We start from the raw sequence: 18635 nt of genomic DNA, 5'->3' as shown, positions 1-18635 counted from the left end.
ATGGCGGACATGGCACAGGCGCCCGACCTAGCCGGCGCCGCGGCGTGCGCGCGCGGCGGCAGGGCCCCGGCGCGCTGGCTGGTGCTGGCCGCCGTGGCAGGCATCGGCCTGAACCTGCGGCCGTTCCTGACCGCGGTGGGGCCGCTCGCGCCGTCGATCCGCTCCGGCACCGGGCTCACGTACCAGGGCATGGCCTGGCTGACCTTGCTGCCGATGCTGCTGATGGGCGTGGGCGCGTTCTTCGGCCCCGCGCTGCGCGCCCGCCTGGGCGCGCGCAACGCGGTGCTCGGCGCGCTGGCGCTGCTGGGCGCGGGCTGCGCGCTGCGCCTCGGCGTGACCGACGCCGGCTGGCTGATCGCCTCGGCGGCGCTGTGCGGGCTGGGCGTGGCCGTAGTGCAGGCAGCCTGCCCGGGACTGGTCAAGCAGGAATTCCCCGGCCGCGTGGCCCCGGTGATGGGACTGTACTCGGCCGCGCTGATGGGCGGCGGCGCGCTGGGCGCGCAACTTTCTCCCTACGTGACGGCGCTGTCCGGCAGCTGGCGCGAGGCGCTGGCGCTGTGGGCGCTGCCGGCGCTGGCCGCTCTCGCGCTGGCCTGGGTGGCGCTGCCGCGCGCGCATCGCAACGACCGGCTGCCGGACCACGCGGCGGCGCGCAGCCAGTCCGCGGGCCAGTCCGCAGCCATTACGCGAACCCTGCTGCGCCGGCCGCGCACGTGGTTGCTGATGGGATGCTTTGGCGTGATGAATGGCGGCTATGCCTCGCTGGTGGCCTGGCTGGCGCCGTTCTACCAGGGCCACGGCTGGAGCGCACCCGCCAGCGGCGCGCTGGTGGCGCTGATGGCGGTGGCGCAGGCCGGCGCGGCGCTGCTGCTGCCGGCGCTGGCGGCACGGCGCGTCGACCGGCGCGCGTGGATGTTGCTGGCGCTGGCGATGCAGGTGACCGGCTTTGCCGGGCTCGCGCTCTGGCCCGACGCAGCGCCGTACGCATGGGCCGTGATCGGCGGCGCCGGGCTGGGCGGCTGCTTTGCGCTGTACCTGGTGGTGGCGCTGGACCACCTGCCCGACCCGGACAGCGCCGGCGCGCTGAGCGCGCTGATGCAGGGCGGCGGCTTCCTGCTGGCGGCACTGGCGCCGTGGCTGACCGCGATGCTGCAAGCCCATACCGGCGGCTTTGCCGCGGGCTGGTGGTACCACCTCGGCTGCGCCGCGCTGGTGGGCGTGCTGACGCTGCGCCTGAACCCGGCCAGCTTTGGCGCGGCCTACGCCGCGCCGGCGCCGGCGGCCAGGCCGTCGACGACAATCGACGACAAGCCCGTAAGCCCTCAATAGGTCTTGTAGGGCAGGAACTTGCCCGACATCTCGATGCGCACCCGATCCCCGTTGGGGTCGGATTCGCGCTGCAGGTCCATGCGGAAATCGATCGCGCTCATGATGCCGTCGCCGAACTCCTCGTGGATCAGTGCCTTGAAGGTGGTGCCGTACACGCTGACCAGCTCGTAGAAGCGATAGATCAACGGATCGGTCGGCACCGCCGCTGGCAGCGAGCCCTTGTACGGCACCTCGCGCAGCCAGGCCTCGGCCTCGGGCGGCAGCCCGAAGATCTCCGCCACCGCGCGCGCTCCGGCCTCGTCGAACGTCATCTGGCCGAGGCACGCGGCCGTCGTCCATTCCTTGCTGCGGCCGACACGCTCGGCAACCTGCGCCCAGGTAATGCCGCGCCTGACCTTGGCTTCGATGATGAGATCGGTGACGTCGCTGCGGTTCATGCTGCCTCCATGGCTATGGCGTGGATGGAAGCCATGCGGAGCGCCACCGCCCATTGGCGGCAGGTTCAGCGAGTCAGCGCGGTTTCGACCGTGGCCGTGGCATCCGGCGTCTCCAGCTCCTGCGGCAGCGCAAACAGCGCAGCGGCGGGTGGCGACAGCCCCTGCAAAAACTGCAAGGCAAGCACGATGAGCATGATTGGCATGGCGCCTCCTTCAAGCACACGTGGCAGATTCCACTTCCTGGCCCGACCGGGTTCCGTCTGGCACTCCGTCTGGCACTCCGCCACGCGCAAGCTTCATGCCATTGGCGCAATGCCCCGGAGCGGCCGTACTGGCATCCCGCGCGCACCGTGACGAGCCAGCCCGGCACGCAGCGCGAGCCATGTTGAAGCATGCTGCACCGTCCCGGTCCCGGCAAGGACTGCAGGCAAGGCTTCGGCATCGGCGCCGGCCGTACCCGTTTCTGCGTCAGAAGTGGCAGTGCGCCGGCCGCCCGGCCGACACGCTGGCGGCCTCCCGACGCACGCGCTTGCTTGCTAGGTTTATTTCCGATGTAACGTCACATTACGCCACCCGAGGGCTGGCCGCACCCATCCGCGGTGCCGCTCCGGCGTGCGGCGCCTTGCCGTACAAGGCTGCGCAGGCATCGCCAGGCAGCGCGCGCCCGATCGCGCCCGATCTCGCGCGATTAAGCCCCATGTGAGACAGCCTTACAAGTGCAAGCACGCAGCGAGGGGGCCGGTCGCTACATTGAAGCCGTGTCCAACGCGATCCCGCCAGGAGCCCAGAAATGAAACGAGCCCTTTCCCTGGTCGTGCTGCTGTCGACCACGGCCGCACTGCTTTCCGCCTGCATCGTCGTGCCGCCGCGGGGCGGCCCGCCGCCCCGCTACCACCATCACTACGACCGGTATTGATCCCCTGGATTGATCCCCGGATTGAGATTGATGATCGCTTGCCTGATTGCCTGACCACCACCGCCCACAAGGAGCCATTCCATGAAACGCCAGCTCATGCTTGCAGCAGCCGTCCTCGCCACGGGCGGTGCCTTCGGACTCATCGCGCCCGCCGAAGCCCATCCCACGGCCGTCGCCCACGGCTATGGCCATCCGCCGCCGCCGCGCTATGAGCCGCATCCCGCCGCGCGCCGCGGCCAGGTCTGGGTGCCCGGCCACTGGGTCGGCGCTCGCGGCAGCTACGACTGGCGCCCCGGCTACTGGCAGGCGCAACGCCCGGGCCACCGCTTCGTGCCCGACCGCTGGGTGCGCGGACCGAACGGCTGGGTGATGCGCCCCGGCTACTGGACCCGCTGACTGACAAGGCCCGAAACCGGCTTGCCACCTTGTCTGATGCAGTTGGTGGCAAGCCGGGTGCAGACCGGTGCAGCAGCCTTCCCAGGTCTCATGCCGAGGGTGTAGCCACTCCTCATCCAGAAGCACTAGGCCATGCGCCCGAGCGCGTCATTAATCGTGCAGATATATTACGAAGCCCCGTATCAAGCTGCCGTTTCATTATTGCGCCACCTGCATGGGCGATATATTCCGTACACCCCACGATGGGGTTACCAATCCCTCTCACGAGGGCTTTGGATAATGCGATCTGTTTCAACGCTGCAACCAATCTAATTTCGGTTGTCACATCGGTGAAACTGCCCGGACCCGGCACCAGCGCGGCGTTTGCGGAACCTGGCATGGCGCATTTGGGTGAATTCTTAAAGGATTATGACGCGTCTGTCATTCCCACCCTGCCTCGTCCCAAATCCGCTCGCTTGCAATCCACTCAACCAGCCCATAAGATGAATTTAAGCCGATTTAGGAGCGAGAATCTTTCGGGTTCGGGTTCGGGTCAACCATCCAGCCATCGACAAGTTCCATCCAGAAGAACGGAACTGCCGGGGCATGGAAGCATGGGGGTCACACACGCGGTCAGGCACCAATGGTGGCTGACGTCCTGCACTGCCCTCCATACGCAAAGCGCCCCGCAGTCCGCTCCCGAGCAAACGGGGAGTGAAGTCGATGAACGCGTTGCTGATCGAGGAGCATCCGCTGCTCCGGCTCGGGCTGTTGCAGATGCTCGAGAACATCCAGGAATCCGCCCAGGTGGCAGCCATCGCGCCCGCGGACATCGCCAGGCTGGATAGCCGGCACCACCATGCAGACCTGCTCGTGTTTGGCATGCCCGCCGAATCCGGTCCGGGCTGGGCACAACTCGAACAGGCGCAGGCCGTGCTGCAGCCGCAGCGCGTGCTGATCCTGGCCGACGTACTGCCCTTGCACGTGCCCAATCCGGAAAGCGCCCGCGGCGTGTGCGGCTGCCTGCCGAAGACCGCTTCGCTGGCGGTAATCGAGGCGGCCATCCGCCTGGCCATCTCCGGCGTGCAGGGCCTGCTGTTCTCGGCTGAAACCGGGACCACGCCTTCCGCCTCGCGCTCGGCCATGCCGGCGGTGCAATCGCTCGCCTCGGCCGCGCCGCTGCCCTTGCCGGCGAACCTGCCCACCGAATCGCTTTCGCTCGCCTCATGCGCCAGCGCGCAGCGCAGCACGCCGCGCACTACCGTGGCGGTGCGCGACCTGACCGACCTGAGGCCCGGCCAGCCGTTGCCCGCGCCAGACGCCGCCGGCGCCATGCCGATCGGCGAGGAAGAACCGAGTTACGGCGAAGCGGAAATGCTCAAGATCACGCCGCGCCAGTACGAAGTGCTGGTGCTGCTGGCACGCGGCTATCCGATCAAGACGGTCAGCCGCATGCTGAATATCTCGGTGGCCACGGTGAAAAGCCACGCCTGCACGCTGTACCAGCGGCTCAAGGTGCGCAACAAGGGCGAGGCGGTCTACGCCGCCCTGCAGCGCGGCGCGACGCTGGAGTGGGTCAGCGGCGACGAACGTTTTTCGCGCGACAGCAGCGCGCGCCCGCTAGCCGCATCCCGTGGTGGCGACGCCGCATTCCAGGCCACCAGCACGGCGCTGTAACACCAGACTCTGCGCCGTACCCGCGCAAGACGGGCCGGCGCAGTGCCTGGATCTGTGGATCACAGGGGGTCAAACATGCCGGCACGCACTTTCATGCCGACCTTTTCGGTGTGTGTCGCCACGTGCGACCAACCTGAAGGCCTGCGGCACACGCTGCAATCGGTAGCCGATTCCACCATGCCGCCGCATCAGCTGATCGTCACGGACGACAGTCACGGCTACGACACGCGCGAAATGATGCGCCGCGACTATCCGGACATCACCTATCTGGAAGGTCCGCGCCGCACCAGGGCCGCAAACCGCAACCGTATATTGCCCGTTGCCACCGGTTCGCACGTGCTGTTCCTGGACGACCGCACGCGGCTGGGGCCAACCTTCCTGCAGCAGATGGCCGATTGCCTGGCTGACGACTACATGCACCGCACGGCATCGGGCTGCGCCACACCGCTGATCGTGACGGGCACGGACATGTGCCAGGGACAGCGCGGCAAGCCGCGCAAGGCAGCCTTTCTGGGCTACCCGTCTCTGGACTACAGCCATGGCGAGCGGCTGTGCTCAGTGGTGCTCCACAGCACCGTGTTCCCGCGCGAGTTGTTCGACCATATCCGCTTCTGCGAGCAGCTCGCGGCAGGCTACGAGGACTGCGAGTTCGCCAGCCGCGCGGTGTACGAGTTCGGCCACCGCATCGCGCTGGTACCAAGCGCGGTCAATCAGTACATGGTCTCCGTCGGCCATGACGAGGACACCGAGCCGGCCAGCGCGGCGTCGCGCCTGTACGTGACCTACCGCCGCCACGGGCGCAGCCAGCACCGTCCGGTCAGGGCGGCGCTGTTCCTGGCGGTGGCGCTGCCACATATGCTGGCGCGCAATGTGCGCCAGGCAGGCTGGCATGGCGCGGTGCCGGCGTGGGACACGACACGGAAATTGTGGGCGCTGCTGCGCGCCGACCGGCTGCCGCAGGCGCGCGGCGCAGCAGCCGGGACGAGCCTGCCGGGATCCATGGCCTGAGTGGCGCCGCGCAGGGTGCGCCAGCGTACCCGTTTCTGCGTCCCACTCCGGGATCAAACTAGCGCCGGTACGCCGGAAAGTATCCGCGCAGGTCCGCCAACTCCTGCTCGCCAGCCTTGCCACCGCCGCACAACGCGGCGTAGCGCTTGGGATCGACAATCAGGCGCTGGGTGCGGAACATCCGGGTGTCAGGCGAGAAGCCTCGCTTGAAGCGAAGCAACGAATCCTGCTCCCCGTTGCTCCCACGCCCCCCGCCCAGGTTCAGCACGCGATATCCGTGCTCGCGGCCCCATTGCCGCTGCGCGTGAATGAGCAGTTTCAGCGGCTGGCGATTCAGGGCGCGATCGTCGGCGCCATACAAGTGCCCCTGCAAGATGCCCGACGACGGCGCCACGGTAAGCAGCGCTGCGGCGATGGGCATGCCAGCCTCCTCGGCGACGAACAGCTTCAGCAGGTCACCGAGTTCATGGCGCAGTGTGTGGTAGTAGCGCTCATCAAAGTAATAGAATGCCGGTGCCCCCAGCCGCCGCATCGACGCGTTGTACATTGCGAGGAAGCTGCCCAGCGCGCCAAAGGACTCGTCGATGCGCACAGTGATACCGGCGCGCATGGCCCGGTTGATATCGCTGCGGTGACCATGCGCGGTGTCGCGCCAGTGCGCGGCCTCGCTCTTGGTCAGGTCAATCGTGACCGTAGGGCCTTGATCCACCACCTCGCCGACTGCGCTGTTCCAGCTTGAATTGAGGAGCGGATGCAAACGGATGAACCAGGACACGCAGCCATCGGCGCGCAACATGGCGATAGCCTTGCGCAGTGCGGCATCGGCAAAGTCCTGCCCGGCGCCCTCGCTCAGGAGCGGCCCGCCGTAGCCGTAGGGCGAGACGGCATCCCACTCCCCACAGCCAATGGCGCGCCTTACCAGCGGCAGCAGCAACTCGGCCTCACCGTCGCGGGCATATAGCGCCCCTGCGCTGCCACGGTCGCCGAACTCCGCCGCCCGCGCCCAGCCGGGCATGTGGTAGCAGTCGTGACAGCGGCGCCGCAGCACCTCACCCCAGGCGGTGTCTGATGGAGCGAGCAGCTGGATCTTCATGACGTCACAGGTTGCGGTTCAGGCTGCCTGCCGGTCTGCACAGTTTGTCCTCCCACGCGAAAAAAACCTGGCGCACCAGCACGAAGGGACCCCACGGTGTCCAGCCGGATCAGCGTTGGCCGGTGCATCATCGCTGCATGGCGCCGGCGCAATCCCGAGCCGCATCGTGCATCGCCACGCCTTCCACGTCCTGCCTTGCTCCCGTCGGCAGGGTTGCACGAAGGACTACCTCGCGCACCACCCGCGCAGCCAGGGCAATCTCGGCCTCGGTCAGGGTGGGATGTACCAGCAGCATCAGGCTGCATTCACCCAGCAATCTGGCATTGGGCAACCGACACGGCGGACGCCAGCCAGTGTCATCGAACGCCTTCTCGAGATAAGCCTCCGAGCAGCCGCCCACATAGCAGGGTACCCCGGCTGCCTGGATCTCGGCCACGATGCGGTCACGGCTCCAGCCTTCCCTGAGCAACTCCGGGTGGACGAATGCATAAAACTTGTACCACGCAGGCCGGGCATCAGGTGGGCAGGCGGGCAGCCAGACTGCAGCGCATTGCCGAAGCGCGCCGGCAATGACCTCTGCATTGGCAGCGCGCTGCGCCGTCCATTGCTTCATGCGCGCAAGCTGTATGCGCCCGATCACCGCCTGCATTTCCAGCATGCGCCAGTTGGTACCGAAGGACTCATGCAACCACCTGAATCCCGGGGGATGCTGGCGCCCATAGACCGCATCCCAGTTCTTGCCATGGTCCTTGTACGACCACATGCGCAGCCAGAGGTCTCTTGCGCTGGTCGTCACCATCCCGCCCTCGCCGCCGGTGGTCATGATCTTGTCCTGGCAAAAGGACCAGGCGCCCACATCCCCAATTGCGCCAACCGAGCGCCCTTTGTAGCGCGCGCCATGTGCCTGCGCGCAATCCTCGATCACCTTGATGCCATGCTCGCGCGCCAACGCCATGATCGGGTCCATGTCGCAGGGTATGCCGGCCAGGTGCACGCAGATGATGGCTCGTGTCCTTGGCGTCAGCACCTTGCCGATCGTCGCTGCCGAAAGATTGCCACTCGCAAGCTCGACATCGGCAAAGACTGGCGTTGCACCCGCATTCACCACGCATGAAATGCTGGCGATAAACGTGCGTGGCGTGACCACGACCTCGTCGCCTGGGCCAATGCCCAGCGCCTTCAGCGCGACATCGAGCGCAAGCGTCCCGTTTCCCAGCGCAATTGCATGCGGCGTCCCCACCCAACTGGCAAATTCCTCCTCGAACTCCCGGCATTCGGAGCCTGTCCAGTAGTTCACACGATTAGACAACAGCACCTTCTGGACGGCAGCCGCCTCGTCGGCGGTGAAACTTGGCCAGGGAGAAAAGCTGGTATCCAGCATGGTCGTCCACCTCAGCAATGGAAGTCGGAGCGGGTACTGCCGCGCAGGCCAGGTGTCAACTAAGCACCCGCTGGAATGCCATCATCTAACCAGACTTGCATTGGCACGTGAAGGCCACCATGTGGACTAGGACACTCAGATGAGGCGCCATGGTGAGGGCGCGCGCCGGCGCCCATTGCGTACGCAAGCCCACGTTGCGGTGTTGCAAGAGAAGCGCCAGCAACAATAATTGCTTCAGTCTGGAGTGGTGCCGAAGCACCCAGTCATGCTGACGGGCTGACGGGCTGACGGACTGGCCAACGGACGGGCCAACGGGCAAATCGGAAGCCATTGACAGAAGAAGCCTCAAGACAATGCAAAACCGTGTGCAGCCATTCTTGTTCGTTCCGCCAGTAGGGCATCCTTGTCGCAGCCTGGTCGCCACCAGGTCCCTGCACCCTGCGGTGCATGGAGGTTCCGGCAAATGACCAGACTATTTTCGCGCTGGCTGATTGCGCTGCCCCGACGCCGCAAGGTCGCGCTCATGATATCGGCTGACCTGCTTGCGCTGCCGCTGTGCTTTGCTTTCGCTTTGTTCCTGCGCGTCGGCAATTTCGAGTTGCTGGCCCAGTACGGCATCACACCGCCGCTGATCATTGCGGCCTGCACGATTCCCGTGTTCTCGCTCAGCGGCCTGTATCGGACCGTCGTGAGGTATTTCGACCTGAAAGTCCTTTGGACGACTGGCACCAGCCTGGCCTGCATCATCGGGATCACCTATGCGCTGTCGTTCCTGGTGCACCTCGACCGGCTGCCTCGCACCGGCCTGCTGATCTACTGGTTCATCGCTTTCTCCTATGTCGTAATCTCCCGCTTTGTCGCGCGTGCATTGCTGATGCGCTCGCTCCAGTCCCGGCAGGTGCAGGCCGAGCCAGCGCCTCTGCGCGTGGCAATATTTGGAGCCGGCGAGGCGGGCTTCCAGCTCGCCATCGCCATGCGATCCAGCCTGCGTCACAAGGCGGTCTGCTTCTTTGATGACGACTTCGCGCTCGAGGGCAAGATCTTTGCCGACCTCCCCGTCCATCACAGCAACCAGATGCGCGCGCAGATCCAGAAGTACGCGATCAATGAAGTCGTGCTGGCCGCGCCGACCCTGCCCATAGAACGCCGCCGCCAGCTTGTGGAGAAGTTGCACCACTATGCGGTCAGCGTGCGCACAGTGCCCACCCTGCTCGAACTGGTCGACCGGCAGATCACCGTGCAGTCCATCCGTGACATCAGCGTGGAAGACTTGCTGGGCCGCGACATCGTCCCCCCACGTGAAGACCTGTTCGCCAAGTGCACGCTACGCAAGACGGTAATGGTCACCGGCGCGGGTGGTTCCATCGGCAGGGAGCTATGCCGTCAGATCGCCACGCAGGGACCGCAGCGACTGATCCTGTTCGACCACTCCGAATATGCCCTCTACGCGATCGCAGAGGAGCTGCGGCAGCGCTATCCTGAACTGCAGATCGATGCCCGGATCGGCTCCGTCTGCGATTCCACCGCAATGTCCGCGGCACTGCGCGGCCAGCAGGTCGACACCATCTATCACGCCGCAGCTTACAAGCATGTGCCGCTGGTCGAAGTGAACATGCCGGAGGGCATTCGCAACAATGTGTTGGGTTCCCAGACCGTCGCCGACCTGGCGGATCATTTCGGCGTTCAGACCTGCGTGCTGGTTTCCACCGACAAGGCGGTCCGCCCTACCAATGTCATGGGCGCAAGCAAGCGGATTGCAGAACTCGTTTTCCAGGCTGCCGCCGCCCGCCCCAATACGAGAACTACGTTCTCGATGGTGCGCTTTGGTAATGTATTGGGCTCATCCGGGTCGGTGGTGCCGCTGTTCCGCAAGCAGATCCGCGCGGGCGGGCCCATCACGATTACGCATCCGGATGTCATTCGCTTCTTCATGCTGATCCCCGAAGCGGCACAGCTGGTAATACAGGCCGGCGCGATGGCCAAAGGTGGCGAAGTGTTCGTGCTCGACATGGGCAAGCCGGTCCGCATCATCGACCTTGCCCGCACAATGATCGAGATGTCCGGGTTGGTGGAAAAGACGCGCAAGAACCCTGCCGGCGACATCGAGATCAAAGTCGTAGGGCTGCGCCCGGGCGAGAAGCTTTTTGAAGAGCTTTTGATCGGCGGCGAGGTGACGGCCAGCGGTCACGAGCGCATCATGTGCTCGAACGAACCGTTTCTCGAAGCCGCAGAGTTGCAGGCGAAGCTCCAGCGCCTGCTCGCAGCCTGCGACACCCGCGACGAGCTGGAGATCCAGATCGCCGTACAGAGCCTGGTCTCCGAGTACACCCCCTACAGCTCTCTGGATTCGCCCGCCCGCAAGGTGCTGGCACCCGCACCGCCGCCGTTGCGCGGCGTTACATCGCGCCGGAACCCGTCCCCGGAAGTCGGCGTGGACCTGCAGCCCCCAACATTGTCCAATCCGAGCGAGGCTGGCTGAAGGCGGCCGGCCAGGTGCCCGGGACGGCGACGCAGTAACCCAATTGCCGAGCCAGGTCCTGCACGGCCCCGTGTGGCTCGGCACAGCTGAGCGCGCGCCTGGTCCGAGGGCCATGCATTTCCGAGCGTTCCGAGCGTCAGGCAGGGTGGTGCTGCGCGGGTCTGGTGCGTGCAGAGCGCACGCGCCAGCCGTCAAGCCTGCCTGCGGCTATCCGTGCTTCGTGGAGAACGCACGCGGCATCGTTGGCTTGCGACGTGCCTGACATCATCCGTCATGACGCCACGACACTGTTCGCCGCACTGTCGAAGATCCAGTACGGCGCCCGATGGACAAAGCCAGGGATTCCGACGCTATTTCGCCTTGTTGTCGGAGACATGAAGCATGGTTTGCCCATGCAAACGGCTTCCACTGTGTTCCTGGTCCAGTTCCGGTTCTCGGGCCGATGGCTGGACACGATGATCCCCGTCCTCCTTGAAGCGCCCGAGAATGTGCCGTGCCAGGTGTGGCGCCGCATACTTCGCGCCATAGACGAAACGCAGTGCGGGCCCGAAGCTCAGCGCAGCCGCGGGTCCAACCACGTACAGGTCGCGTAGATTGGTTTCGAAATTGCGCGTCAGGCTTGGCGCGCCGCAAACGAGTGAGAGCGAATCCTGAAGCTCCTGGGAGAGGAAGGAATGCCTGGCCATATCAATCTTGAACCCTGTGGCCAGAACAACATGATCGGCACTGATTCGGGACACATTATTCGCGCTCGAGACCTGCAGGACTACCTGACCGTCCCTGAGTTCGGCATCCCTGATTTCGCTCTGGGTCCGGATATCAACCTTGCCCTCCACGCGATCGCGCAGCCACCACGCCCCAGACGGTGCCCAACCCGTGTCGAGCAACCTCTGGCGGCGCTGGAGATCCATCATGTGGAAGAAGGCGGGGTGCTCGGACAACAGGAAGGACATCAAAAGCACACTTGGACTATTGGAATCCCAACCACGTCCCAGGCCGACGCGCCCTCGGAGCAGCCTTGTGACACCACCGCCGGAGACACGCGGCTCCCTGCCCCAATTGATCTCGCCGCGCACAAGCAGCCGAACCCGAGCTCCGAGTTCGCCAAAAAGCGCAGCCAGCCCGATTGCCGACTGGCCCCCGCCGACAACAACGATACTCTTGCCTTTCGCCCAAGCCAGGCTTCCGAACTCGCCGGAGTGGACCACGTAAGGCTTCGGCATGGCCTGCAGTGCCGGGGGCACCTGCGCGAATCCTTTCAGGCCCAGGGCGACTACCACGCGCCGCGCCGCCATGGCGCTGCCATCGCTCAGAAGCAGCCGGTAGAGCCCCTCCTTGCGGTGCATGTCGACAACTTCCACCGGGCGCACATGACTGACCAGTCGCGACTGAAACCACAGCCCATAGTCCACGAAGAGTTCCAGCGGCACGCGCAATCCGACCTGTCGGTACGCGACGCGATTACGACGGCAATATTCTTCCAGCGTATAGCCTTTCCACGGCGCGTAGAGATTCGAGGCAAACGGTTCCGAGCGCAAGAGCATCCCCGGCGGCATGAAATTTCTCCAGGCATGCATTGGTTCCCCGAGAATCTGATTGGGCACGCCGGCCTTGCTCAGATAGGCCGAAACCGACAGACCATAGGGGCCGGCCCCGACAATAACCGTATCCGTGGATGAGAACATTATTGCTCTTCCCTTTTGAGTTTTCCTGGCGGTTACGAAGCCGCGCCTTCCGGAGCAGCGTTGCGCGCCATGCAGCCGTCGTCGGTTGCTTCGATCACGCGCCCAGCCAGATTACGGCAGTCTGAAACCTGCCCTCCGGTGCATCGGTACGGACCCGCACACTCCTTTTCGATCACAGCGGCGCCCCGACTTTGGCATGACCAGTGGCGCGGCAGAACGTGGCCTCGGCCACATTTGCTGCTTCACACAACGAGCCGATTTTGGTGAGATAAGACTCAGAGCGGAAATTCGGAATCCGTCGGACGGCGGCAATGAACTCCTCTGCGTGACAGACTGGACGGATCGATCATGAAGCGCTTGTTTGACATTGTGTTCGCCTCCATGGCATTGCTTGTGCTGGCAATACCGCTGCTGCTCCTGGCGGGTGCCGTGCGCTGGAAGCTAGGCAGTCCGGTGCTGTTTCGACCGACGCGGGCGGGCCTGGACGGCAGGCCATTTCGGGTTGTGAAGTTCCGAACCATGACGGATGAGCGAGGCCCGGATGGCAATCTCCTGCCGGACAACGACAGGCTCACGCCGTTCGGCAGATTCCTGCGCCGCGCCAGCCTCGATGAGCTACCCCAGTTCTGGTGCGTCCTGCTGGGGGACATGAGTGTCATTGGCCCACGCCCGCTGCCAATGAAGTATTTGCCGTGTTACTCACCCGACCAGGCTCGCCGCCTTCTGGTCCGCCCCGGCATATCCGGGTGGGCACAGGTGAACGGGCGGAACACCCTGACCTGGGAAGAGAAATTTCGCCTGGACACCTGGTACGTGGACCACCACTCTTTCTGGCTGGATCTGAAGATCCTCTTGCGCACGGTAGGCACCGTTGTCGGCCGCCAGGGCATTAACGCAGCAGGGGACATCGAGGTACCGACGTTCACAGGCAGTCCCGGTGTTCAGCATGCGGCGAGCGTGCCCCGGCCCGCTGCGAACGAAGACGTTCCGATTCACATCGCATGATGACTCTTCTCGTGCTGAATGTCACATTCCCGCTCGCGGTACAAGAGGCGTGTCGCCACTTCGTGAACTTGCGCACGTATCGCGCTGCTTTCGGGCAGGCCATTCTGATTAGATGACATATGTCAGACATTGAGCGTGGGCATCGGGGGCAGCAGGCGTCCGCGCGGTCGGCAAGCCACGACTCAAGGCAGCAGAAAACAAAATGCCGGTATACAGGCACTATTCCAACGAAAACGGCCGAAGGCCTGCATGACGGGGCCTGCTGGGCTACGACAGGGTCATTGTGACTGGAATGGCATTGGGGTGAACATGAACGTTCTGCTGACGTGCATAGGTAGAAGGCGCTACCTGGCGGAGTATTTCAAGTCGGAGCTGAATGGCGCCGGCCTGGTGCTTGGAGTGGACATGAATGGCGGCGCGCCGGCTGCGAGCGCGTGCGACAGGTTTTTTTTGGCGCCCGGGCTTGATGCGGATAACTACATCGACTTCCTGCTCAACCTGTGCAGGGTGCATCGGGTCTCCGCCATCCTGTCCCTGAATGACCTGGAACTTCCGCTCCTTGCGGCGAACGCACAACGGTTTCGCGAGATCGGAACGATACCGGTGATCTCGTCGACAGAGGTGGTGAATCTGTGCGCGGACAAGTTCCTGACTGTGCAGTTTGCCGAATCTATCGGAGTATCGACGCCGCGCAGCTATGCCACGCTGGAGAGCGCCGAAGATGCAATTTCGGCGGGAACCGAGATTTTCCCACTGGTGGTCAAACCCCGCTGGGGCAGCGCAGGTTTTGGCATATTGTTCGTCGAGAACCTCGACGAGCTTCGCTTCGCCTATGCCTACTGCCAGCGGATGTGCAGGAAATCGGCTTTTGCCAGGCTGGGACAGCCAGATGCGGCGGTGATGATCCAGGAATGGATCTCGGGCCAGGAGTACGGACTCGATATCTTCAACGACCTTGAAGCGAGGCCGGTCGGATTTGCCGTGCGCAAGAAGCTGTCGATGCGCGCGGGAGAGACCGATCGCGCGATCACGGTCGAAAGCGGGCCTTTCGACGACATCGCCACGCGCATCAGCCATGAACTGGGACATATCGGCAATGTCGACTGCGATGTGATCGAGCGCGAAGGGCGCCAGTATCTCCTGGAGCTGAATCCAAGATTTGGAGGCGGCTACCCCTTTACCCATCTGGCGGGAGCCAACCTGGTAAGAGTGCTGCTGAATTGCGTGCGCGGGCAGCACGGCCAGGAAGTCCACTATCAGGCCGGCATCGAACTGTTCAAGTGCGCCTACCTGGCCAGGGTCGGCGAACTGGCGGAGCAGCATGTTGCCATGGAAGCATCAGCCGGCTAACGGCATGGAAGGAATCGATGAACAGCGCGAATGGGATTGCCAGTGCCGCGACGGACCTGGTGCGGCCGACTTCCGACCCCAGCCGTCAAGGGGATGCTGACCACCACCCCGGACTAAATGCTCCAGCGGCGAGCGGAGCCACTGCTCCCGTCAGGCAGGTCGCTGACACGGAGGTTGCGGGTAACGCGGCACAAGCCCGCTACCGCCAGCTCTGCAATACTGCGAATATTCCGCTATTTAGTCAGGCGTGGTGGCTGGACGCCACCGCCGGCCCCGGGAACTGGAGCGTAGCGCTGGTCGAGCGCGGCGGTCAGATAGTCGCAAGCCTGCCCTACGCCCCCCGGCGCATGTACGGGTTTTCAGTCATTGCCCAGCCGGCACTGGCCAAGATGTCCGGACCGTGGCTGGCCCCGATGGATGGCAAGCCGGCGAGAGTGCTGGGCCAGCAGAAGGAGTTGATGGACGATCTGATCGGGCAGCTCCCGCGGTTTGACCATTTCCAGCAGCACTGGGATCCCGGCCAGACCAATTGGCTGCCCTTTGCCTGGAAGGGGTTCCGTCAGACCACCAAGTACACCTACGTATTCGATGACCTGTCGGATCCGGAAGCGCTCTGGAATGGCATGCAGCACAACATCCGAGCCGAAATCCGCAAGGCGGGCTCCCGCCATGGTCTTCAGGTGCGCGACGACCTTGGCATCGACGAGTTCATCAAGCTGAACCGGCAGGTCTTCTCCCGGCAGCGCATGGCAATACCCTACACGGACGACTTCGTGCGCCGCCTTGACGCCGCGTGTGCGGCGCGAGGCGCACGCAAGTTCTTCATTGCCGTGGATAAGGAAGGCCGTCGTCATGCCGGCGTCTATCTGGTCTGGGACGGGCGAGTCGCCTATTACCTGATGGGAGGCTCAGATCCATTGCTCCGGACCAGTGGCGCGACCAGCTTGTGCATGTGGGAAGCAATCCGCTACGCCTCGGGCGTGGCGCGCACGTTTGACTTCGAAGGGTCGATGCTGGAGCCGGTCGAGCGCTTTTTCAGGGCATTCGGCGCCAGACAGCAGCCTTACTTCTTTATCCAGAAGACCCCCTCGCGCATCCTGCTGACATACCTGTACCTGCGTTCGCTCCTCAATCCCTGAGGGATTGCTTGTTGTGGCAGTGCCTATTGCGTCGACGCGCGTTGCGCTCAGGTCGCGCCGATCCGTAGCAGCTGCGCGTGGATTCGCGGCAGCTCCGATCCCCCATTGCTCGCATTCCGGGAATGCCACCTTGCCAGCATCCGTGCGGTTTCGCACATTGCTGGCCTGTCGCGCACCGCACGCGCGATGGCGTGGTACGGCCTCAGTCGAATGGACGATACCCGTTGGAACGATGTTTCCTTCAATTGCCAATCGCTAGTCTGAAGGCTCCCCGGCACGCCGCGACGAGTACCGGCGCTGGGACGCGCCCGATCGCAGGTGTATGTGCAGCAATGTGTGTGGGTGACAACAATGCCCACATATCCGGCGGTCGGCGAATTTCTACAATCGGAGCACGGTTCATCAGTTCAGCGCTGTCACCTCGCAAGTCAGTCCGATTCGATCGGCTTCAACCACAAACCTTCTGATTCCATCATGTCGAGCCCAATCGCCAAAGATCTCATCGAACGGATCAAGAACAGGGAGTCCATTATCGGCATCGTCGGCCTGGGCTATGTCGGGCTGCCCCTGATGCTGCGCTACTGCGCAATCGGTTTCCGTGTGTTGGGTATCGACATCGACGAGGGCAAGGTTGCCAAGCTCAACGCCGGCCAGAGCTATATCGAGCATATTCCCGCACGCAGCATCGCCCGTGCCCGCGAGACCGGGTTCGAGGCCACTACGGATTTCGAGCGTGCCGGAGAGTGCGATGCCATCATCCTGTGCGTGCCGACGCCGCTCAACAAGCATCGTGAACCCGACATGAGCTTTGTCATCAACACCGCGGACGCCATCAAGAAGTACCTGCGCGCCGGACAGGTGGTGTCGCTGGAAAGCACCACCTACCCCGGCACGACCGAGGAGGAACTGCTGCCTCGCATGCAGGAAGGCGGGCTTGAGGTGGGCGGCGACATCTTCCTGGTCTATTCGCCGGAGCGCGAAGACCCGGGCAATGGCAAATTCGAAACGCGCAGCATTCCCAAGATCGTCGGTGGCCAGACGCCGGTCTGCCGCGAGGTCGGTATGGCGCTGTACGAAGTGGCGATCGACCGCGTGGTGCCGGTCAGCTCGACCAAGGCCGCCGAGATGACCAAGCTGCTCGAGAACATCCATCGTGCGGTGAACATCGGCCTGGTCAACGAAATGAAGATCGTGGCCACGCGGATGGGCATCGATATCTTCGAAGTGGTCGACGCCGCTTCAACCAAGCCATTCGGTTTCACCCCTTACTATCCCGGGCCGGGCCTGGGCGGGCATTGCATCCCCATCGATCCCTTCTACCTTACCTGGAAGGCGCGCGAATACGGCTTGCACACCCGCTTCATCGAATTGTCCGGCGAAGTCAACAAGGCCATGCCGGAGTACGTGGTCAGCCGGCTGGTGGACGGACTGAACCAGCAGGGCAAGGCACTCAAAGGCTGCCGGGTGCTGGTGCTGGGCATTGCCTATAAGAAAAACGTCGATGACATGCGCGAGTCGCCCTCGGTCGAGATCATGGAACAGATTCGCGCACGCGGCGCGACGGTCGCATACAGCGACCCGCACGTCCCGGTGTTTCCGAAAATGCGCGAGCACTATTTCGAGCTGTCGAGCGTGCCGCTCGACGGCGAATCGCTCTGCGGCTTCGACGCCGTGGTGCTGGCCACCGATCACGACGCCTTCGACTATCTTCTCATCCGCCAGCATGCGAAGCTCCTCGTCGACAGCCGCGGAAAGTATCGCGCGTCATACGCGAATGTTGTCAAGGCCTGAGTACATGGGAGCGCTAGCGTGAAACGATTCGCACTGATCGGAGCGGCCGGCTACATTGCGCCACGCCACATGACCGCCATCAAGGATTCGGGCAATGAGCTCGTGTCGGCGTACGACATCAACGATTCAGTTGGCATCCTCGACAGCATTTCGCCACAGAGCGAATTCTTCACCGAATTCGAGCGCTTCTATGACCATGCCTGGCGCCTGCGGCGCCAGCCGGGCGCAGCGCTGGACTACATCTCCGTCTGCTCGCCGAACTACCTGCACCAGTCGCATATCTCTGCCGGCCTGCGCCTCGGATGCGACGTGATCTGCGAGAAGCCGCTGGTCCCGACACCTGCATTGCTCGATGAACTCGCGCTCGTCGAACGCGAGACCGGCAGGCGCGTGTTCAATATCCTGCAGCTGCGCCATCACCAGGCAATCCTCGCGCTCAAGGAGAAGGTTGCGTGCGAGCGCAACGGGCACAAGCACGAGGTCGACCTGACATACATCACCTCGCGCGGAAAGTGGTATCTGGAAAGCTGGAAAGGCGACACGCGCAAATCCTTCGGCGTGGCCACGAACATTGGCGTGCACTTCTATGACATGTTGCACTTCATCTTTGGCAGCCTGCAACGCAATGTGGTGCACTATGGCACGGACAACAAGGCTGCAGGCTACCTCGAATACGAGAATGCGCGCGTGCGCTGGTTTCTATCGATCGATGCCAATGACCTGCCTGCCACGGTGAAGGGCAAAAAGACGACCTATCGCTCGATCGCCGTGGACGGTGCCGAGATCGAGTTTTCGGAAGGCTTCACCGACCTGCACACCACCAGCTACCGGGAGATACTCGCGGGCCGGGGCTACGGCCTGGACGACGCGCGTCACTGCGTAGAGACGGTCAGCATAATCCGTTCCGCACGCGCCACGGCGCCCAGCGACAACGAAGGTCATCCTTTCCTGCAGCAACTTCTTGCATGAG

At 63.9% G+C, this 18635-nt stretch carries 16 protein-coding genes; 11 read left to right on the top strand and 5 right to left on the bottom strand.

The window, feature by feature from the left end; translation table 11 throughout:
* The first annotated feature begins 9 nt into the window (after positions 1-9).
* A complete protein-coding gene (locus tag E0W60_RS06270; RefSeq protein WP_240745751.1) occupies positions 10-1329 on the top strand; it encodes a cyanate transporter in 1320 nt (439 codons plus the stop codon).
* Here the strand turns inward: E0W60_RS06270 and cynS are convergent.
* Together cynS and E0W60_RS36975 are read right to left on the bottom strand one after the other, a co-directional pair.
* Entirely contained in the window at positions 1323-1766 is a 444-nt protein-coding gene (cynS, locus tag E0W60_RS06265) for a cyanase (RefSeq protein ID WP_135703379.1), read from the bottom strand. The genes E0W60_RS06270 and cynS overlap by 7 nt on opposite strands.
* 65 nt (positions 1767-1831) lie before the next feature.
* A complete protein-coding gene (locus E0W60_RS36975) occupies positions 1832-1969 on the bottom strand; it encodes a hypothetical protein (RefSeq protein WP_165971554.1) in 138 nt (45 codons plus the stop codon).
* A 587-nt stretch (positions 1970-2556) separates the two neighbouring features.
* On the opposite strand from E0W60_RS36975, the gene E0W60_RS38045 reads away from it, so the two are divergent.
* The 4 genes from E0W60_RS38045 (at position 2557) to E0W60_RS06250 (ending at position 5742) form a co-directional block, all read left to right on the top strand.
* Positions 2557-2682 carry a hypothetical protein gene (locus tag E0W60_RS38045; RefSeq protein WP_255519748.1) on the top strand — a complete coding sequence of 42 codons (126 nt, stop codon included), beginning with the start codon at positions 2557-2559 and terminating at the stop codon, positions 2680-2682.
* A gap of 81 nt (positions 2683-2763) precedes the next feature.
* Positions 2764-3078, top strand: a complete 315-nt coding sequence (locus E0W60_RS06260) for a YXWGXW repeat-containing protein (RefSeq protein ID WP_133097143.1) — start codon at positions 2764-2766, stop codon at positions 3076-3078.
* Between the two features lie 702 nt (positions 3079-3780).
* Entirely contained in the window at positions 3781-4734 is a 954-nt protein-coding gene (locus E0W60_RS06255; RefSeq protein WP_135703378.1) for a helix-turn-helix transcriptional regulator, read from the top strand.
* A 75-nt stretch (positions 4735-4809) separates the two neighbouring features.
* Positions 4810-5742 carry a glycosyltransferase family 2 protein gene (locus tag E0W60_RS06250; protein ID WP_135703377.1) on the top strand — a complete coding sequence of 311 codons (933 nt, stop codon included), beginning with the start codon at positions 4810-4812 and terminating at the stop codon, positions 5740-5742.
* 58 nt (positions 5743-5800) lie between these two features.
* On the opposite strand, the gene E0W60_RS06245 is transcribed toward E0W60_RS06250, so the two are convergent.
* Positions 5801-6835 (bottom strand): GNAT family N-acetyltransferase, encoded by a 1035-nt coding sequence (locus E0W60_RS06245; protein WP_135703376.1) that lies wholly within the window; start codon positions 6833-6835, stop codon positions 5801-5803.
* Between the two features lie 127 nt (positions 6836-6962).
* Complete coding sequence (locus tag E0W60_RS06240) at positions 6963-8216, bottom strand: DegT/DnrJ/EryC1/StrS family aminotransferase (RefSeq protein WP_135703375.1); 1254 nt, start codon at positions 8214-8216, stop codon at positions 6963-6965.
* Positions 8217-8679: 463 nt separating this feature from the next.
* On the opposite strand from E0W60_RS06240, the gene E0W60_RS06235 reads away from it, so the two are divergent.
* On the top strand, positions 8680-10695 hold the full coding sequence (locus tag E0W60_RS06235; protein WP_133097148.1) for a polysaccharide biosynthesis protein: 2016 nt from the start codon (positions 8680-8682) through the stop codon (positions 10693-10695).
* Positions 10696-11045: 350 nt separating this feature from the next.
* Here E0W60_RS06235 and E0W60_RS06230 read toward each other — a convergent pair whose 3' ends face one another.
* The gene (locus E0W60_RS06230) at positions 11046-12380 is read right to left on the bottom strand and encodes an NAD(P)-binding domain-containing protein (protein ID WP_133097149.1); all 1335 of its coding nucleotides are present in this window, start codon (positions 12378-12380) and stop codon (positions 11046-11048) included.
* 348 nt (positions 12381-12728) lie between these two features.
* On the opposite strand from E0W60_RS06230, the gene E0W60_RS06225 reads away from it, so the two are divergent.
* The 5 genes from E0W60_RS06225 to E0W60_RS06205 all read left to right on the top strand — a co-directional run bounded on the left by E0W60_RS06225 (position 12729) and on the right by E0W60_RS06205 (position 18634).
* On the top strand, positions 12729-13385 hold the full coding sequence (locus E0W60_RS06225; RefSeq protein ID WP_133097150.1) for a sugar transferase: 657 nt from the start codon (positions 12729-12731) through the stop codon (positions 13383-13385).
* Between the two features lie 309 nt (positions 13386-13694).
* Positions 13695-14735 (top strand): ATP-grasp domain-containing protein, encoded by a 1041-nt coding sequence (locus E0W60_RS06220; RefSeq protein WP_135703374.1) that lies wholly within the window; start codon positions 13695-13697, stop codon positions 14733-14735.
* A gap of 17 nt (positions 14736-14752) precedes the next feature.
* On the top strand, positions 14753-15874 hold the full coding sequence (locus E0W60_RS06215; RefSeq protein WP_135703373.1) for a GNAT family N-acetyltransferase: 1122 nt from the start codon (positions 14753-14755) through the stop codon (positions 15872-15874).
* Positions 15875-16348: 474 nt separating this feature from the next.
* On the top strand, positions 16349-17665 hold the full coding sequence (gene wbpA, locus E0W60_RS06210) for a UDP-N-acetyl-D-glucosamine 6-dehydrogenase (protein ID WP_133097186.1): 1317 nt from the start codon (positions 16349-16351) through the stop codon (positions 17663-17665).
* A gap of 18 nt (positions 17666-17683) precedes the next feature.
* Positions 17684-18634 carry a Gfo/Idh/MocA family protein gene (locus tag E0W60_RS06205; RefSeq protein WP_135703372.1) on the top strand — a complete coding sequence of 317 codons (951 nt, stop codon included), beginning with the start codon at positions 17684-17686 and terminating at the stop codon, positions 18632-18634.
* Position 18635 lies beyond the last annotated feature (1 nt).

The sequence above is a fragment of the Cupriavidus oxalaticus genome (assembly GCF_004768545.1).
GTDB classification, from domain to species: Bacteria; Pseudomonadota; Gammaproteobacteria; order Burkholderiales; family Burkholderiaceae; genus Cupriavidus; species Cupriavidus oxalaticus_A.
The sequence above is the reverse complement of the archived record's forward strand: the minus strand, read 5'-3'. Positions and strand labels throughout refer to the sequence as shown.

Coding starts and splice junctions, on each gene's coding strand:
- E0W60_RS06270 (WP_240745751.1), top strand. CDS start 10: ATGGCACAGGCGCCCGACCTAGCCGGCGCCGCGGCGTGCGCGCGCGGC.
- cynS (WP_135703379.1), bottom strand. CDS start 1,766: ATGAACCGCAGCGACGTCACCGATCTCATCATCGAAGCCAAGGTCAGG.
- E0W60_RS36975 (WP_165971554.1), bottom strand. CDS start 1,969: ATGCCAATCATGCTCATCGTGCTTGCCTTGCAGTTTTTGCAGGGGCTG.
- E0W60_RS38045 (WP_255519748.1), top strand. CDS start 2,557: ATGAAACGAGCCCTTTCCCTGGTCGTGCTGCTGTCGACCACGGCCGCA.
- E0W60_RS06260 (WP_133097143.1), top strand. CDS start 2,764: ATGAAACGCCAGCTCATGCTTGCAGCAGCCGTCCTCGCCACGGGCGGT.
- E0W60_RS06255 (WP_135703378.1), top strand. CDS start 3,781: ATGAACGCGTTGCTGATCGAGGAGCATCCGCTGCTCCGGCTCGGGCTG.
- E0W60_RS06250 (WP_135703377.1), top strand. CDS start 4,810: ATGCCGGCACGCACTTTCATGCCGACCTTTTCGGTGTGTGTCGCCACG.
- E0W60_RS06245 (WP_135703376.1), bottom strand. CDS start 6,835: ATGAAGATCCAGCTGCTCGCTCCATCAGACACCGCCTGGGGTGAGGTG.
- E0W60_RS06240 (WP_135703375.1), bottom strand. CDS start 8,216: ATGCTGGATACCAGCTTTTCTCCCTGGCCAAGTTTCACCGCCGACGAG.
- E0W60_RS06235 (WP_133097148.1), top strand. CDS start 8,680: ATGACCAGACTATTTTCGCGCTGGCTGATTGCGCTGCCCCGACGCCGC.
- E0W60_RS06230 (WP_133097149.1), bottom strand. CDS start 12,380: ATGTTCTCATCCACGGATACGGTTATTGTCGGGGCCGGCCCCTATGGT.
- E0W60_RS06225 (WP_133097150.1), top strand. CDS start 12,729: ATGAAGCGCTTGTTTGACATTGTGTTCGCCTCCATGGCATTGCTTGTG.
- E0W60_RS06220 (WP_135703374.1), top strand. CDS start 13,695: ATGAACGTTCTGCTGACGTGCATAGGTAGAAGGCGCTACCTGGCGGAG.
- E0W60_RS06215 (WP_135703373.1), top strand. CDS start 14,753: ATGAACAGCGCGAATGGGATTGCCAGTGCCGCGACGGACCTGGTGCGG.
- wbpA (WP_133097186.1), top strand. CDS start 16,349: ATGTCGAGCCCAATCGCCAAAGATCTCATCGAACGGATCAAGAACAGG.